General features: G+C 73.0%; 13 protein-coding genes and 1 pseudogene. 13 read left to right on the top strand and 1 reads right to left on the bottom strand.

Annotated features, from left to right (window positions below; genetic code table 11):
* Positions 1-72: 72 nt before the first annotated feature.
* The 11 genes from ACFQZY_RS14045 to ACFQZY_RS13995 all read left to right on the top strand — a co-directional run bounded on the left by ACFQZY_RS14045 (position 73) and on the right by ACFQZY_RS13995 (position 13,441).
* A complete protein-coding gene (locus ACFQZY_RS14045) occupies positions 73-1,407 on the top strand; it encodes a TolC family protein (protein WP_377416814.1) in 1,335 nt (444 codons plus the stop codon).
* Positions 1,408-1,420: 13 nt separating this feature from the next.
* On the top strand, positions 1,421-2,599 hold the full coding sequence (locus ACFQZY_RS14040) for an efflux RND transporter periplasmic adaptor subunit (RefSeq protein WP_377416812.1): 1,179 nt from the start codon (positions 1,421-1,423) through the stop codon (positions 2,597-2,599).
* A gap of 9 nt (positions 2,600-2,608) precedes the next feature.
* Positions 2,609-5,698, top strand: coding sequence for an efflux RND transporter permease subunit (locus ACFQZY_RS14035; RefSeq protein ID WP_377416810.1), 3,090 nt, complete (start codon positions 2,609-2,611; stop codon positions 5,696-5,698).
* Positions 5,699-5,711: 13 nt separating this feature from the next.
* Positions 5,712-6,077 (top strand): P-II family nitrogen regulator, encoded by a 366-nt coding sequence (locus tag ACFQZY_RS14030; RefSeq protein ID WP_377416808.1) that lies wholly within the window; start codon positions 5,712-5,714, stop codon positions 6,075-6,077.
* A 9-nt stretch (positions 6,078-6,086) separates the two neighbouring features.
* Positions 6,087-6,329: a DUF1653 domain-containing protein gene (locus tag ACFQZY_RS14025; protein ID WP_377416806.1), complete on the top strand. Its 243-nt coding sequence runs from the start codon at positions 6,087-6,089 to the stop codon at positions 6,327-6,329.
* A 192-nt stretch (positions 6,330-6,521) separates the two neighbouring features.
* Complete coding sequence (locus ACFQZY_RS14020; protein WP_377416804.1) at positions 6,522-8,195, top strand: ABC transporter substrate-binding protein; 1,674 nt, start codon at positions 6,522-6,524, stop codon at positions 8,193-8,195.
* Between the two features lie 107 nt (positions 8,196-8,302).
* Positions 8,303-9,256, top strand: a complete 954-nt coding sequence (locus ACFQZY_RS14015) for an ABC transporter permease (protein ID WP_377416802.1) — start codon at positions 8,303-8,305, stop codon at positions 9,254-9,256.
* 10 nt (positions 9,257-9,266) lie between these two features.
* Positions 9,267-10,142 carry an ABC transporter permease gene (locus ACFQZY_RS14010; protein ID WP_377416800.1) on the top strand — a complete coding sequence of 292 codons (876 nt, stop codon included), beginning with the start codon at positions 9,267-9,269 and terminating at the stop codon, positions 10,140-10,142.
* Positions 10,143-10,149: 7 nt separating this feature from the next.
* Positions 10,150-11,199, top strand: a complete 1,050-nt coding sequence (locus ACFQZY_RS14005; protein ID WP_377416798.1) for an ABC transporter ATP-binding protein — start codon at positions 10,150-10,152, stop codon at positions 11,197-11,199.
* Positions 11,196-12,215, top strand: a complete 1,020-nt coding sequence (locus tag ACFQZY_RS14000) for an ABC transporter ATP-binding protein (protein WP_377416796.1) — start codon at positions 11,196-11,198, stop codon at positions 12,213-12,215. Before ACFQZY_RS14005 ends, ACFQZY_RS14000 begins: the two co-directional genes overlap by 4 nt.
* Positions 12,216-12,244: 29 nt before the next feature.
* Complete coding sequence (locus ACFQZY_RS13995) at positions 12,245-13,441, top strand: amidase (protein ID WP_377416794.1); 1,197 nt, start codon at positions 12,245-12,247, stop codon at positions 13,439-13,441.
* A 12-nt stretch (positions 13,442-13,453) separates the two neighbouring features.
* On the opposite strand, the gene ACFQZY_RS13990 is transcribed toward ACFQZY_RS13995, so the two are convergent.
* Positions 13,454-13,942, bottom strand: a complete 489-nt coding sequence (locus tag ACFQZY_RS13990) for an ureidoglycolate lyase (RefSeq protein WP_377416792.1) — start codon at positions 13,940-13,942, stop codon at positions 13,454-13,456.
* Positions 13,943-14,007: 65 nt separating this feature from the next.
* Here ACFQZY_RS13990 and ACFQZY_RS13985 point away from each other — a divergent pair, with 65 nt between their 5' ends.
* Together ACFQZY_RS13985 and ACFQZY_RS13980 are read left to right on the top strand one after the other, a co-directional pair.
* Positions 14,008-15,249, top strand: a complete 1,242-nt coding sequence (locus ACFQZY_RS13985; RefSeq protein WP_377416790.1) for a Zn-dependent hydrolase — start codon at positions 14,008-14,010, stop codon at positions 15,247-15,249.
* A 132-nt stretch (positions 15,250-15,381) separates the two neighbouring features.
* Positions 15,382-15,879, top strand: a pseudogene (locus ACFQZY_RS13980) (hypothetical protein); the annotation flags it as partial.

Below are 15,879 nucleotides of genomic sequence, written 5' to 3'. Positions count from 1 at the left end.
CACCGCCCCGCCCCTGGCGGGACCCGTCGCGTCCGCCGCGCGCCTGCGCGCGGCCCCATGTCCTGACTGACCATGTTCCCTGCACTCCCCCGAACGGGCGGCGTGCTGCGGGCTCTCGCGATCGCGGGAACCTGCACGCTCGCCCCTGCCCTGGCGCCGGCCCAGCCCGCGCCGGCCGCCCTCGTCTCCCCGGCCGCGTCGCCCGACGCGCCGGAGCCCCGGCTCACCGTGGCCGACCTCGTCGACGCCGCGCTGCGGCACAACCCGCAGCTGCAGGCCGCCCGCCGCGCCCGCGAGGCGGCCGCCGCCGGCGTCAGCGCCGCCCGGGCCCTGCCGAACCCCCGGCTGGAATACGGCAGCGGCCAGAACCGGGCCCGCTTCGCCGGCGGCCCGGCGGGCCAGGTCGAGACCTGGGGCATCTCCCAGCTCGTGGAGAACCCCGCGCTGCGCCGCGCCCGCCTCGACGGCGCCCAGTCGGCGCGGGCCGGCAGCGACCACCAGGTCGCCGCCGCCGCCAACGAACTCGAGGCCCAGGTGCGCACCCGGGCGTACGAGGTGCTCCTGCGGCGCGAGGAGGCCGACGCCGCCGCCGACGCCCTGGAACTGCTGGAGCAGATCCGCGAGCGGGTGCGACTGCGCGTGGCCTCCGGCGAGGCCGCCCGCTACGAGGTGATCAAGGCCGACGCCGAGGTGATCAACGCGCGCCAGAAGCTGGATTCGGCCCTGCTGCAGGTGGAGCAGTCCATGCTGGCGATCAACCGGCTGGCCGCGGGCGCGCTGCCCGCGCGCTGGCGGCTGGCAGGCAGCCTCGGCGACCCGCTGGAGCCGCAGCCGCTGGCGGTCCTCAAGGCCCGGGCCCTCTCCGGCAACCCGGAGCTGCAGGCGCTGCAGGCCGAGGTGGCGCGGCGCGAGGCGCGCGTGGCCGAGGCCCGTGCGGGCCGCTGGCCCGGACTCGAGCTGCGCGTGGGCCAGGCGCGCGATCCCGAGATCCGGCAGACGACGGTGACGGCCAGCATGCAGCTGCCGCTGCTCGATCGCCGCGACGGCGCGATCGGCGAGGCCGTCGCCGAGCTCGCCCGGGCACGCGCCCTGTACGACGGCCGCAGCGCCGAGCTGACGCAGCAGCTGGACATGGCCTGGAAGGCCCTGGCGCTGGCCCGGGTGCGGGTGAACGCGCTGGCCTCGGGTGCGCTGCCCGAGGCCGAGGCCGCCCTGCGCGTGGCCCAGGCGGCCTACCGCTTCGGCGAGCGCGGCATCCTGGACGTGCTCGACGCCCAGCGCCACCTGCGCACCGTGCGTGCAGACCTGATCGACGCGCGCTTCCAGCTGCAGTCCGCCGGCGTCGAACTCGAGTTCCTGGCCGGCGGCTACGCCCCCGGCGCCCGCACCGACCGCCCCCTTCCCTGAGAGCCCCAACCCCATGCGAGTTACTCCCCGTCCCGCCCTTCCCGCCGCGTTCGCCGTCGCGCTGGCCCTGGCCCTTGCTGCCTGCAGCCGCCCCGGGGCCGATCCCTCCGCCGCGCAGGCCGCCGCCTCGGCACCGGCCAAAGCGGCCGATCCGATGTCGGTGCGCATCACGCCCGCCATGGCCGCCCACTTCAAGGTGGCGCCCGCCGCGGTGGCCGAGATCGCCGCCGTCCAGGAAGTCACTGGCCGCATCGACGCGAACGAGCAGCGCGTCACCCGCATCGGCGCCGCCGTCACCGGCCGCATCACCGAGGTGCTGGCCGAAGTGGGCGACAGCGTGCGCGCCGGCCAGACCCTGGCGCGCATCGCCAGCCCCGAGCTGACCAGCGCGCAGCTGGCCTACCTGCGAGCCAGCTCCGCCACCGCCCTGGCCGAGCGCGCGGTCGAACGCGCCCGCCAGTTGATCCAGGCCGACGTGATCGGCTCGGCCGAACTCCAGCGGCGCGAGTCGGAGCTGGCGATCGCACGCGCCGAGTCGCGCGCGGCGGCCGACCAGCTGCGGCTCCTCGGCCTGCCGGAGGACGCCATCTCCCGCCTCGGCCAGCAGGGCCAGCTGGTGCCTGCGGCCAACGTGACGGCGACGCTCTCCGGCGTGGTCACAGAGCGCACCATCAGCCGGGGCCAGGTCTCGCAGCCGGGTGACCCGATGTTCACCGTCGCCGACCTGTCCACCGTCTGGGTGGTCGGCGCCCTGCCCGAGCAGGCCGCCCGCAGCGTGCAGCCGGGCCAGCCGGTGGAGGTCACGGTGCCGGCCCTGGGCGACCGCCGCCTGCGCGGGCGCCTGGTGTTCGTCAGCGACACGGTCTCACCCGAGACCCGCACGGTGGCGATCCGCACCGAGGTCGACAACCGCACCCGGGAGCTCAAGCCGCAGATGCTGGCGACGCTGCGCATCGAAGGCGCGCGCCGGCAGCAGCTGGCGGTGCCGGCGGGAGCGGTGGTGCGCGAGGGCGACCGGGACCATGTGTTCGTGCAGTCGGCGCCGGACCGCTTCCGCCTCACCCCGGTGGACCTCGGACCGGCCGTCGACGGCCTGCGCCCGGTGCTCAAGGGCCTGGATGCCGGCAACCCGGTGGTCGTCGAGGGCGCCTTTCACATGAACAACGAGCGCAAGCGCGCCGAACTCGAATAAGGACCGCCCATGCTGCAATCGCTGATACGCGCGGCGCTCACGCAGCGCCTGCTGGTGGTCGTCATCGCGCTGGTGGTGTGCGCCTTCGGCCTGCGGGAATCCCTGCGGCTGTCGGTGGACGCCTTCCCGGACGTGACCAACGTGCAGGTGCAGGTCGCCACCGAGTTCGCCGGCCGCTCGCCCGAGGAGATCGAGCGCTTCGTCACGGCGCCCCTGGAGATCGCCATGACCGGCCTGCCCGGGCTGGTGGAAATGCGCTCCCTGAACAAGAGCGGCCTGTCCATCATCACCCTGGTCTTCACCGACAAGACCGACGTCTACTTCGCGCGCCAGCTCGTCACCGAGCGGCTGATCGAGGTGGGCTCGCGCATGCCGCCCGGCGTCACGCCGGTGCTGGGGCCGGTGTCGACCGGCCTGGGCGAGGTGTACCAGTACACCCTGGAGCATCCGGACGACGGCCAGCGCGCCCTCACCCCCGCCGAGCTCGCCGAGCGCCGGATCGTGCAGGACTGGGTGGTGCGGCCGCTGCTGCGGTCCATCCCCGGCGTCGCCGAGATCAACTCGCAGGGCGGCTACGTGCGCCAGTACCAGGTGCTGGCCGACCCCCAGCGCCTCAAGCACCACGGCCTGACCGTGCAGCAGCTGGTGGACGCCATCGCCAGCAACAACGCCAACGCCGGCGGCGGCATCCTGCCCCAGGGCAGCGAGCAGTTCCTCGTCCGCGGCGTCGGCCTGATCCGCACGGTGGACGACATCGCCACCATCGTCGTCAAGGAGGCCGGCGGCGTGCCGGTGTTCGTGCGCGACGTGGCGCAGGTGCAGCTGGGCCACGAGGTACGCCAGGGCGCCATCATCAAGGGCGGCTACACCGAGGCCGTCTCCGGCATCGTGCTGATGGCGCGCGGCGGCAACGCCAAGGAGATCGTCACCCGGGTGAAGGATCGCGTGGACGAGATCAACGCCAAGGGCATGCTGCCCGGCGGGCTGAAGATCGTCCCCTACTACGACCGCACCGAGCTGGTGGACGCGGCGCTGTGGACGGTGGGCAAGGTCCTGATCGAGGGCATCTTCCTGGTGGTGGTGGTGCTGTTCGTCTTCCTGGGCGACGTGCGCTCCAGCCTGATCGTGGTGGCGACCCTGGTGATCACGCCGCTGACCACCTTCATCCTGATGAACCGCTACGGCATCTCGGCGAACCTGATGTCCCTGGGCGGGCTGGCCATCGCCATCGGCCTGATGGTGGACGCCACCGTGGTGGTGGTGGAGAACGTCTACCACCGGCTCGGGGAGGCGGCGCACGCCGGCGGCTCGCGCGTGCGCACCATCCTGCAGGCCACCACCGAGGTGGCCACGCCCACCATCTTCGGCATCGCCATCATCATCCTGGTGTTCCTGCCGCTGATGGCCCTGCAGGGCATCGAGGGCAAGCTGTTCGGGCCGCTGGCGCTGACCATCGCCATGGCCCTGGGCATCTCCCTGGTGGTCTCGCTCCTGCTGTCGCCGGTGCTGTGCTCCTACGTCCTCAAGGGCGGCGCCGACCATGACACCCGCGTCGTCGCCTTCCTGAAGACCCGCTACCTGCGCCTGCTCGACGCCGCCCTGGCCCGCGACCGGCGCACCGTGGCGGTCGCGGTGGGCCTGCTGCTCGCGTCCGTGGCGCTGTTCCCGTTCCTGGGCAAGTCATTCATGCCCACGATGAAGGAGGGCGCGCTGACGCCGCAGATCAATCGCGTGCCCAGCATCTCGCTGGACGAGTCGATCCGCATCGAGACCGCCGCGATGAAGGCCATCGCCGAGGTGCCGGGCGTGCGCATGGTGGTCTCCAAGCTGGGGCGCGGCGAGTCGCCGGCCGACCCTGCCGGGCCGAACGAGTCCGACCCCATCGTGCTGCTCGACCCCCGGAGCGACCGCACCCAGGACGAGATCGACGAGGACATCCGCCAGCGCCTGTCCACCATCCCCGGCGTGCAGATCGTGCTCTCGCAGCCGATCGCCGAGCGGGTGGACGAGATGGTCACCGGCGTGCGCTCGCAGCTCGCGGTCAAGGTGTTCGGCGACGACCTCGCCGAACTGCGGCGGATCTCGGAGGACGTGGCGCGCATCCTGCGCAGCGTGCCCGGCGCGCAGGACATCCGCCTGGAGCGGCTGTCGGGCCAGCAGTCGCTGACCATCGACATCGACCGCAAGGCCATCGCCCGCTTCGGCATCAACGTCTCCGACGTGCAGTCCATCATCGAGACGGCCATCGGCGGGCGCGAGGTGACGGTGCTGTACGAGGGCGAGCGCCGCTTCGGCATCGCGGTGCGCTTTCCCGAGGCGGCGCGCGGCACGGTGGAGGCCATCGCCAGCACCATGCTGCGCACCCCCGACGGGGCGCTGGTGCCCCTGGGCTCGGTGGCCTCGGTGTCGCTGGTCGACGGGCCGGCCCAGATCAGCCGCGAGACCGCCAAGCGCCGCGTGGTGGTGGGCGCCAACGTGACGGGCCGCGACCTGGCCGGCTTCGTCGACGAGGTGCAGCAGCGCCTCGCCACGCAGGTACGCCTGCCCGAGGGCTACTACTTCGTCTACGGCGGCCAGTTCGAGAACATGCAGCGGGCCATGGGCACGCTGCAGGTCATCGTGCCCATCACGATCGGCGCGATCTTCTTCCTGCTGTTCATGCTGTTCGGGTCGGTGAAGCTGGCGTCCCTGATCATCCTGGTCCTGCCCTTCGCCTCGATCGGCGGGGTCGTGGGGCTGGCGGTCACCGGGGAGTACCTGAGCGTGCCGGCGTCGGTGGGCTTCATCGCGCTGTGGGGCATCGCGGTACTCAATGGCGTGGTGCTGGTCTCCTGCATCCGGCGCCTGCGCGAGGACGGGCGCAGCGTCGCCGAGGCGGTGCGCGAGGGCTGCGTGATGCGCTTCCGCCCCGTGATGATGACGGCCACCGTCGCCCTGCTGGGCCTGGTGCCCTTCCTGTTCGCCAGCGGTCCCGGCTCGGAGGTGCAGAAGCCCCTGGCCGTGGTAGTGATCGGCGGGCTGATTTCGTCCACCCTGCTGACCCTGGTCGTCCTGCCCACCCTGTACCGGTGGTTCGACGACCCGGCCAGCGAAGCCTGAGAGGAGACCTGCCATGAAGGAGATCCGCGCCATCGTGCGCCCCCACCGCCTCGAGCGCCTGCGGGAGGCGCTGCGCGCCATCCCGAACTTCCCCGGCGTGACGGTGTTCCGCGCCGAGGGCTTCACCGCACCGGCGGCCGTCGCCAAGCGCACCGTGCGCGAGGAGCTGACGGACTTCACGCCCAAGCTGATGGTGTGCGTGCTCGCCGATGACGACATGGTCCCCACCATCCGGGACGCCATCATCGCGAGCTGCTCCACCGGCCAGATCGGTGACGGCATCGTCTGGACGGTGGACCTCGGCTCGGTGCACCGCATCCGCAACGGCACCCCGATGGACTCGCCGTCCGCCGGGCCGCAGCCGGACGCCGGGCTATAGTCCGGCGCCATGACGCCCCAGGACCCCGCCGCCCTCGCCTTGCCGCCCGGCACGCTGCTTCGCCACTACAAGGGGGGCCTGTACCGCGTGAGCGGCTTCTGCCGCATCGAGGCGACGCTGGAGACGGGTGTCCTCTACCAGCCGCTCCAGGGGGACGAGGCCGTCACCTGGATGCGGCCGCTGTCCCAGTTCGCCGACGAGGTCGACACGCCCGTCGGCCGGGTGCGCCGCTTCACCGTCGTCGCGGGCTGAGGCCCGGCGCGCCTGCATGCACCCGGGGCGTGCGCCTCAAGGTGATGCACGCGCGCGGGCGGGCGGCGAACCGCCGTGGTGCATCGCGGGCCCGGCATGACGGCGCCAATGGATGGCACACGGGTTGCATAGGGAATGTCTGCCAGGGCGCTCCTGGCCATGACAAATCCCGAACAACCCGCTGGAGTCCTGATGAACCGTTTCCGTCCCCACCGACTCGCCACCCGCGCGGCCGGCGTCGCCCTCGCGGCCGGCCTGCTGTCGGCCCTCGCCTCGCCCGCCGTGCTCGCCCAGGAAAAACTGCTGCGCGTCGCCATGACCGCCGCCGACATCCCCCGCACGCTCGGCCAGCCCGACCAGGGCTTCGAGGGCAACCGGTTCACCGGCATCCCGATGTACGACGCGCTGACGCACTGGGACCTGTCCAAGTCCGACGCGCCCAGCGTGCTGGTGCCGGGCCTGGCCCTGTCGTGGACGGTGGACGCCAAGGACAAGACCAAGTGGACCTTCAAGCTGCGTCCCGGCGTGAAGTTCCATGACGGCTCCGCCTTCAACGCCGACGCGGTGGTGTGGAACGTGCGCAAGGTCCTGGACAAGGACGCGCCCCATTTCGACGCCAGCCAGGTCGGCGTGACCGCCTCGCGCATGCCGACGCTGCGCAGCGCGCGCAAGGTCGACGACCTCACCGTCGAACTCACCACCAGCGAGCCCGACTCCTTCCTGCCGCTGAACCTGACCAACCTGTTCATGGCCTCGCCGGCGCACTGGGAGGCCAAGCTCAAGGCCGTGCCCGCCAGCGTGGCCGACGCCGGCGAGCGCGCCAAGCAGGCCTGGACCGCCTTCGCCGCCGACGCCTCGGGCACCGGCCCCTTCAAGATGGCGCGCTTCGTGCCGCGCGAGCGCCTGGAGGTGGTTGCCAACAAGGCCTACTGGGACCCCAAGCGCACCCCGAAGATCGACCGCGTGGTGATGCTGCCCATGCCCGAAGCCAATGCCCGCACCGCGGCCCTGCTGTCCGGCCAGGTGGACTGGATCGAGGCGCCCGCGCCGGACGCCATCCCGCAGATCACGCAGCGCGGCTTCAAGATGTACAGCAACGCCCAGCCCCACGTCTGGCCGTGGCAGCTGTCCTTCGCCGAGGGCTCGCCCTGGCTGGACAAGCGCGTTCGCCAGGCCGCCAACCTGTGCGTGGACCGCGAGGGCCTGAAGACCCTGCTGGGCGGGATGATGGCCGTGCCCAAGGGCACCGTGCCCCCGGGCCACCCCTGGTGGGGCAATCCCAAGTTCGACATCAAGTACGACGTGAAGGCCGCCCAGGCGCTGATGCAGCAGGCCGGCTACTCCGCGGCCAAGCCGGTCAAGGTGAAGGTGCAGATCTCCGCCTCCGGCTCGGGCCAGATGCAGCCGCTGCCGATGAACGAGTTCGTGCAGCAGTCGCTGAAGCAGTGCTTCTTCGACGTGCAGTTCGACGTGATCGAGTGGAACACCCTGTTCACCAACTGGCGCCGCGGCGCCAAGGACCCGACGGCCAACGGCGCGCACGCCATCAACGTGAGCTACGCCGCGATGGACCCGTTCTTCGCCATGGTGCGCTTCACCAGCACCAAGACCTTCCCGCCGGTCTCCAACAACTGGGGCTACTTCGGCAACGCCGAGATCGACCAGCTGATCGCCGACGCGCGCAACGCGTTCGACGGCAAGGCCCGCGACGCCGCCCTCGCCAAGCTGCATGCCCGCATCGTCGAGGAGGCGCCCTTCGTCTGGATCGCCCATGACGTCGGCCCGCGCGCGATGAGCGCCAAGGTGAAGAACGTGGTGCAGCCGCGCAGCTGGTTCATCGACATCGCCACGATGACGATGGACTGACCTGGCCCCGGCCCCCCGTGCGGGGGGCCCGGTCTCCCGAGTCCCCAGCGGGCGCCCGCCACCGGCGTGGCGGCGGGCGCCCGCGCCTTTTCCGGACCCTTGCTCCCATGATCGGATTCCTCCTGAGGCGCCTCGCCTACACCCTGCCCATCATGCTGGGCGTGGCGCTTGTCTGCTTCGCCCTGGTGCACCTCGCGCCGGGCGACCCGCTCGTGTCCATCCTGCCGCCCGACGCCTCGGCCGACCTGCAGGCGAAGATGACCGAGCTGTACGGCTTCAACCGCTCCTACCCCGAGCAGTTCGCCTCCTGGCTCTGGCGCGCCCTGCAGGGCGACCTGGGCACCTCCATCGCCACCAGCCGGCCGGTGACCACCGAGGTGATGCGCGCGGTGGGCAACACCCTGCGCCTGGCGGTGCTGGCCACGGTCATCGGCTTCGTCCTGGGCAGCCTGTTCGGGTTCGTCGCGGGCTACTTCCGCAACTCGTGGCTGGACAAGGCGGCCTCGCTCGCCGCCGTGCTCGGCGTGAGCGTGCCGCACTACTGGCTCGGCATGGTGATGGTGATCGTCTTCGCCTCCGCCCTCGGCTGGCTGCCCCCGGGCGGCGCGGGCCCCGGCGGCTCGGACGCGTGGGCCTGGGACTGGGCGCACCTGCAGCACATGGTGCTGCCGGCGCTGACCATGAGCGTGATTCCCATGGGCATCATCTCGCGCACCGTGCGCGCGCTGGTGGCCGAGATCCTCGCGCAGGAGTTCATCGTGGGCCTGCGCGCCAAGGGCCTGAGGGACACCGGCGTCTTCCTGCACGTGGTGAAGAATGCCGCGCCCACCGCACTGGCGGTGATGGGCCTGCAACTGGGCTACCTGCTGGGGGGCTCGATCCTGATCGAGACCGTGTTCTCCTGGCCCGGCACCGGCTTCCTGCTCAATTCCGCCATCTTCCAGCGAGACCTGCCCCTGCTGCAGGGAACCATCCTGGTGCTGGCCGTGTTCTTCGTCGTGCTGAACCTCGTGGTCGACGTGATCCAGTCGCTGCTGGACCCGCGCATCGCCCGCGCCTGAAGGAGGCCCCATGACCACCCTCACCCTCCCCGCCGCGCCGGAGCGCTCGCCCGGCTACTGGCAGACCGTGGGCCGCCGCCTGGCGCGCGACAAGGTCGCCATCGGCGCCGCCCTGGTGCTGCTGCTCCTGCTGGTACTCGCCGCCTTCGGCCCGCAGCTCGCGCCGGCCGACCCCTACGCCTCGTCCATGCTCAAGCGCCTCAAGCCGATCGGCTTCGAGGGGCACCCCCTGGGCACCGACGAACTCGGGCGCGACATGCTCACTCGCCTGATCGTGGGCGCGCGCCTGTCCCTGTTCATGGGCATCACGCCCGTGGTCCTCGCCTTCGTCCTGGGCAGCCTCATCGGCATCACCGCTGGCTACGCCGGCGGCGTGGTGAACAACGTGCTGATGCGGACCATCGACGTCTTCTACGCCTTCCCCTCGGTGCTTCTGGCGATCGCGCTGTCCGGCGCGCTGGGTGCAGGCATCGGCAACTCGCTGCTCTCGTTGACCATCGTCTTCATCCCGCCCATCGCCCGCGTGGCCGAGAGCGTGACCACGCAGCTTCGCGGCCGCGAGTTCGTGGACGCGGCCCGCGCCTCCGGCGCCGGCGCGCTGACCATCGTGCGGGTGCATGTGCTGGGCAACGTGCTCGGGCCGGTGTTCGTCTACGCCACCAGCCTGGTCGCGGTGTCGATGATCCTGGCCTCGGGCCTGTCCTTCCTGGGCCTGGGCGTGAAGCCGCCGGAGCCCGAGTGGGGCCTCATGCTCAACACGCTGCGCACCGCGCTGTACGTGCAGCCCTGGGTCGCCGCGCTGCCGGGCGTGATGATCTTCATCACCTCCATCACCTTCAACCTCCTGGCCGACGGCTTGCGCTCGGCCATGGACATCAAGCAGTGAGGCCGACATGCCCCTGAAGACCCCTGACCTCGGAGGCCCGGCCCAGCCGCTGCTGGCGGTACGCGGCCTGGTCAAGCACTTCCCCCTGAAGAAGGACCTGCTCGGGCGCGGCGGCGGCGTGGTCCGCGCCGTCGACGGCATCGACTTCGACGTCCGCAAGGGCGAGACCCTGGGCGTGGTCGGCGAGTCCGGCTGCGGCAAGAGCACCACCGCGCGCCTGCTGATGCAGCTGGTCACGCAGGACCGCGGCGAGCTGGTGTTCGACGGCGAGGCCGTGGGCGGCGCGGCCCTGCCGCTGAAGAAGTTCCGGCGCCAGGCGCAGATGGTGTTCCAGGACAGCTACGCCTCCCTCAACCCCCGCCTGACGATGGAGGACTCCATCGCCTTCGCTCCGACGGTGCACGGCCTGCCCCGGCAGCAGGCCGTGGAGCGGGCGCGCGACCTGCTGGCCCGCGTCGGGCTCGAGCCGCGCCGCTTCGCCGGCCGCTACCCGCACGAGCTCTCCGGCGGCCAGCGCCAGCGGGTGAACATCGCCCGCGCACTGGCACTGCAGTCGCGGCTGATCATCCTGGACGAGGCGGTATCGGCGTTGGACAAGTCGGTCGAGGCGCAGGTGCTGAACCTGCTGCTGGACCTGAAGGACGAGTTCAACCTGACCTACGTCTTCATCAGCCACGACCTGAACGTGGTTCGCTACATGAGCGACCGCGTGATGGTGATGTACCTGGGCCAGGTGGTGGAAATCGGCGACAGCGAGACGCTGTTCGAGTCGCCGGCCCACCCTTACACCCGGGCGCTGCTGTCGTCCGTGCCGTCGATGGACCCGGACGCGCGCACCGAGGAGCCGCCGCTGGCCGGCGATCCGCCCAACCCGATCAACCCGCCCCCGGGCTGCCGCTTCCACACCCGCTGCCCGCACGCGCAGGCGGTGTGCAGCGAGCGCATGCCCGTGCTGGCCGCCGGCCCCCGCGGCCAGCAGGTCGCGTGCTGGATGCACGTGGCCGGCAGCGGCCACGCGCTGGCGCCCGAAGCCCTGCCCCTCCAGGAGGCCGCATGACCGAACCCTTCGTCGACATCCGCCAGCTGCACGTGACCTTCACCGGCGGCCCCCGGCCGGTGGAGGCCGTCAGCGGCGTGGACCTGCAGGTGCGCCGCGGCGAGGTGGTCGCCCTGATCGGCGAGTCCGGCTCCGGCAAGAGCGTGACCCTGCGCAGCCTGCTGCGCCTGCACCCCGAGGACCGCACGCGCCTGGAGGGCCGGGTGCGGGTGGGCGGGCAGGACGTGCTGGCGATGGCGCGCGGCGAGCTGGCCGCCTACCGCGGCAAGGTGGCCGCCATGGTGTTCCAGGAGCCGCTGCTGGCGATGGACCCGGTGTACCCGGTGGGCCGGCAGATCACGGAGGCGATCCGCCGGCACGAGGCGGTCTCGCCCGCCGAGGCGCAGGAGCGGGCGCTGGCGCTGTTCGAGCGCGTGCGCATCCCCAGCCCGCAGCGGCGCCTGGCGGCCTACCCGCACGAGATGTCCGGCGGCATGCGCCAGCGCGCCATGATCGCCCTCGCCCTGGCCTGCCGGCCGCAGCTGCTGCTCGCGGACGAGCCCACCACCGCGCTCGATGCGACGGTGCAGATCCAGATCCTGCTGCTGCTGCGGGAGCTGCAGCGGGAGCTGGGGCTGTCGGTGGTCTTCGTCACGCACGACATCGGCGCCGCGGTGGAAGTGGCGGACCGCATCGCGGTGATGTATGCGGGGCGGATCGTCGAGGAAGGCCCGGCGCGCACCCTGCTGCGCGCGCCGCGCCACCCCTACACCCAGGCCCTGCTGCGAAGCCGCGCGCATGGCGCCCTGGCCAAGGGCCAGCGCCTGCAGACCATCGCCGGCTCGCCGCCCGACCTCACCGCCCTGCCCGCGGGCTGCGCCTTCGCCGAGCGCTGCGCGATGGCGCAGGCCGACTGCCTGGCCACCCGCCCCGGGCCGACCCTGCTCGACGCGGGCCACAGCGTGCGCTGCCTGCGGGTGGCCGACACCGCGCCCGCGCCCGCTCCCGCCCCGGCTCCCTCCCCCCAGGCGGCCTGACGGCCGCCCGCCCCCTGGACCCACTCCCGATGAACCTGCACACCGACATCCTGCACGACCCCGCCCGCGCCTTCATGCCCTACCCGGCCGCGCCGGTGCCCCATGCCGCCACCGGCCCGCTGGCCGGCCTGTCCTTCGGGGTGAAGGACCTGTTCCATGTCGCCGGCTACCCCACCAGCGGCGGCCAGCCCCTGATGCTGGCGCTGCTGGGGGTGCAGGCGCGCACCGCGCCCACGGTGCAGGCGCTGCTGGACGCCGGCGCGCGCTTTGCCGGCAAGACGATCACCGACGAACTGGCCTTCTCCATGAACGGCCAGAACGCGCACTTCGGCAGCCCGGTCAATGGCGCCGCGCCGGACCGCATCGCAGGCGGCTCCTCCTCGGGCTCCGCCGCCGCGGTCTCCCATGGCCTGTGCGACTTCGCCCTGGGCACCGACACCGGCGGCTCGGTGCGCGCCCCCGCCAGCCACTGCGGCCTGGTGGGCCTGCGCCCCACCCACGGCCGGGTGAGCCTGGCCGGCGCGCTGGACCTCGCGCCCAGCCTCGACACCTGCGGCTGGTTCGCCCGCGACGTCCCAACCTTCGCCCGCGTCGCCGACGTCCTGCTCGGCGCCGACGCGAAGCCGCTGCCCGCGCGGGTGCGCCTGCTGGCCCCCACCGACCTGTGGGCCCAGCCCACCGCTGCGGCCCTGGACGCGTTCGCGCCGGCCCGCGCCCGCGTCGAGGCCGCGCTCGGCCCCGCCGCGCCGGCGCAGGTCGTGCTCGAGGGCTTCGACGCCATGTACTGGAATTTCCGCTACCTCCAGGGCCACGAGGCCTGGAAGGTGGATGGCGGCTTCCTCGCCCGCTTCCAGCCGCCGCTGGGCCCGGGCGTGGCGCAGCGCTTCGAGTGGTCGGCGCAGGTGACCGACGCGCAGGCCGCCACCGCCCGCGCCTTCCGCGACCGCTTCCGCGCCCACCTCGCCGACCTGCTCGGCGAGGACGGCGTGCTGGTGCTGCCCACCATGCCCGACATCGCGCCGCTGGCGAGCGAGCCCGAGGCGGCGCTGGAGGACTACCGCAACCGCGCGATCCGCCTGCTGTGCGTGGCCGGCCTGGCCGGCTTCCCGCAGCTGTCCCTGCCCCTGGCCTCGCGCGCGGGCGCGCCGCTGGGCCTGTCGCTGCTGGGCCCCGCCGGCAGCGACCGCAGCCTGGTGGCGCTGGCCGAGCGCATCGCCGCTGCCTGAGCGCCCGCGCGATCAGCCTGCGCCATGGACCCGCACCTCCAGCCTCACGACCTCGCAGTCCTGCGCGGCGGCGCCGCGCTCCAGCACCAGGAAGCGGCCGGCGCGCAGCGCGATCAGCGGGTGGTGCCAGGTGCCGGCGCGCAGCGTCACGCCCTGGCGCGGGCCGGCCGCGAAGGCCGCCAGCGTGCCGGGGCGGGGCGTGTCACCGGCCGCGGCCACCAGCAGCACCCAGGGCGTGCCGTCCAGCGGCACGAAGGTCTGGCTGCCCAGGCGGTGCCGCTCCAGCAGGTGCCAGGGCCCGCGCGCGGCCTGGGCGCGGGCGTGGAAGACGGCCAGCACCGGCCGGCCGCCCTCGCGCGCCAGGTCCAGGCCGGCGGGCAGGTCGGCGCGGCCGCTGGTGCCGCCATTGATGGTGCGCGCCGCGGGCGCCTCCAGGTCCAGCACCTCGCCGTAAGGGGCGAAGGCCGCGGGGGTGAGGGGTTGCAGGTTCAGCTCGTTCATCGCCCCGCTTGCAGCAAGTTCGACGCCAGCCCGGCGTCCCCGTCCGAAACCTCGACTCCATGACCATGACCTCCGACCCCTCCCGCCTGCGCGTCAACGGCGAGCGACTCTGGCAGTCCCTGATGGCGCTGGCGCGCATCGGCGCCACGCCCAAGGGCGGCGTCTGCCGCCTGGCCCTCACCGACCTCGACCGGCAGGGCCGCGACCTCGTCACCCGCTGGGCCCGCGAGGCCGGCCTGACGGTGACGGTGGACCGCATCGGCAACATCTTCATGCGCCGCCCTGGCCGCAACCCCGCGCTGCCGCCGGTGATGACGGGCAGCCACATCGACACCCAGCCCACCGGCGGCAAGTTCGACGGCAACTACGGCGTGCTCGCCGGCCTGGAGGTGGTGCGCACGCTCAACGACCACGGCATCGAGACCGAGGCGCCGATCGAGGTGGCGGTGTGGACCAACGAGGAGGGCTCGCGCTTCGTGCCGGTGATGATGGGGTCGGGCGTGTTCGCCGGCGCCTTCAGCCTGGCGCACGCCTACGCCGCCACCGACGCCGAGGGCCGTACGGTGCGCGAGGAGCTCGCGCGCATCGGCTACATCGGCGAGGAGGAACCGGGCCGGCACCCGGTCGGGGCCTACTTCGAGGCCCACATCGAGCAGGGCCCGGTGCTGGAGGATGCGGGCGTGACCATCGGCGTGGTCGAGGGCGTGCTGGGCATCCGCTGGTTCGACTGCACCGTCACGGGCATGGAGGCCCACGCCGGCCCCACGCCCATGCACCTGCGGCGCGACGCGCTGCAGGTCGCCGCGCAGTTGATGCAGGAGGTGGTGGCCTCGGCCCATCGCCACGGCCCGCACGGCCGCGGCACGGTGGGCATGGTGCAGGTGCACCCGAACAGCCGCAACGTGATCCCGGGCCGGGTGAAGTTCTCCATCGACCTGCGCAACGCCTCGGACGAGGCGGTGGAGCGGCAGGCCGAGGAGGTGAAGGCCTTCGCCCGGCGGCTGTCGGTGCAGGCCGGCCTGGAGATCGTGATCGAGCAGGTCTCCAGCTACCCCGCCCTGCGCTTCGACGCGGGCTGCGTGCAGGCGGTGGCCGATGCCGCGGCGCGCCTGGGGTACTCGCACATGCCCGCGATCTCCGGCGCGGGCCATGACGCGATCTACGCCGCCACGCTGGCGCCGGCGGGGATGGTCTTCATCCCCTGCAAGGGCGGCATCAGCCACAACGAGATCGAGGACGCCGCTCCCGCCGACGTCGAGGCCGGCTGCAACGTGCTGCTCCAGGCCATGCTCGGTCGGGCGGGCTGAGGAACCAGGCGGGCCCCGGGTTTCCCGGTATCCCATTCAGGAGGTATCGCAGGGCCCGGGTTAGCGGCTAGACTCCGCGGATGCCGCCGCCCGCCCCGCGGGCCTCGAATCCCGCCACCACGCACGACCCGCATGAGCCTTCGCTGGACCGACGATGACGCGCAGCTGCTGCGCCGGCTGCGCGAGGCATCCGGCCTCGAGCGCGTCAACTTCGCCCGCCGCAACTCGCTCTCGCCCGCCCAGCTCGAGGAGCTGGAAGGCGCCGGCCAGGGCCGCTTCTACAACGACCGCATCAAGGCCCACACCGGCCACACCCTCCTGCGCAAGCTGGGCCATGCGCCCGCAGCGGCGGCTGCGGCGCGGGCCGGCCTGAGGGCGGACGGGATCGAGGCGGTGGATGCGCCGCCGCCCACCTCACCGGCCGCGGCCCCGGTGGCCGTGCCGCGCCAGGCCCCCATCACCCAGCCCGTGCACCTGCCCCAGCCGGCGGCCGGCTCGCGGCGCGTGTCGCCGATGGCGCTGGCCCTGCTGGGGCTGGCCGCTGCCGCCGCGGGCGTGTTCGTCGCCACGGGCGCCGGCTGGCCGCCCCTGGCGCCGGCCGCGCCCCAGCCGGTGGCCGCGGCCTGCCGC

Origin of the sequence: Ramlibacter sp. GCM10027632 (assembly GCF_042675325.1) — a bacterium.
In the GTDB taxonomy this organism is placed as follows: Bacteria; Pseudomonadota; Gammaproteobacteria; order Burkholderiales; family Burkholderiaceae_C; genus Ramlibacter.
The sequence above is the reverse complement of the archived record's forward strand: the minus strand, read 5'-3'. Positions and strand labels throughout refer to the sequence as shown.

What these genes read in the sequence shown, in the direction of transcription:
- ACFQZY_RS14045 (WP_377416814.1), top strand. Translation starts at nt 73, where the DNA reads ATGTTCCCTGCACTCCCCCGAACGGGCGGCGTGCTGCGGGCTCTCGCG.
- ACFQZY_RS14040 (WP_377416812.1), top strand. Translation starts at nt 1,421, where the DNA reads ATGCGAGTTACTCCCCGTCCCGCCCTTCCCGCCGCGTTCGCCGTCGCG.
- ACFQZY_RS14035 (WP_377416810.1), top strand. Translation starts at nt 2,609, where the DNA reads ATGCTGCAATCGCTGATACGCGCGGCGCTCACGCAGCGCCTGCTGGTG.
- ACFQZY_RS14030 (WP_377416808.1), top strand. Translation starts at nt 5,712, where the DNA reads ATGAAGGAGATCCGCGCCATCGTGCGCCCCCACCGCCTCGAGCGCCTG.
- ACFQZY_RS14025 (WP_377416806.1), top strand. Translation starts at nt 6,087, where the DNA reads ATGACGCCCCAGGACCCCGCCGCCCTCGCCTTGCCGCCCGGCACGCTG.
- ACFQZY_RS14020 (WP_377416804.1), top strand. Translation starts at nt 6,522, where the DNA reads ATGAACCGTTTCCGTCCCCACCGACTCGCCACCCGCGCGGCCGGCGTC.
- ACFQZY_RS14015 (WP_377416802.1), top strand. Translation starts at nt 8,303, where the DNA reads ATGATCGGATTCCTCCTGAGGCGCCTCGCCTACACCCTGCCCATCATG.
- ACFQZY_RS14010 (WP_377416800.1), top strand. Translation starts at nt 9,267, where the DNA reads ATGACCACCCTCACCCTCCCCGCCGCGCCGGAGCGCTCGCCCGGCTAC.
- ACFQZY_RS14005 (WP_377416798.1), top strand. Translation starts at nt 10,150, where the DNA reads ATGCCCCTGAAGACCCCTGACCTCGGAGGCCCGGCCCAGCCGCTGCTG.
- ACFQZY_RS14000 (WP_377416796.1), top strand. Translation starts at nt 11,196, where the DNA reads ATGACCGAACCCTTCGTCGACATCCGCCAGCTGCACGTGACCTTCACC.
- ACFQZY_RS13995 (WP_377416794.1), top strand. Translation starts at nt 12,245, where the DNA reads ATGAACCTGCACACCGACATCCTGCACGACCCCGCCCGCGCCTTCATG.
- ACFQZY_RS13990 (WP_377416792.1), bottom strand. Translation starts at nt 13,942, where the DNA reads ATGAACGAGCTGAACCTGCAACCCCTCACCCCCGCGGCCTTCGCCCCT.
- ACFQZY_RS13985 (WP_377416790.1), top strand. Translation starts at nt 14,008, where the DNA reads ATGACCTCCGACCCCTCCCGCCTGCGCGTCAACGGCGAGCGACTCTGG.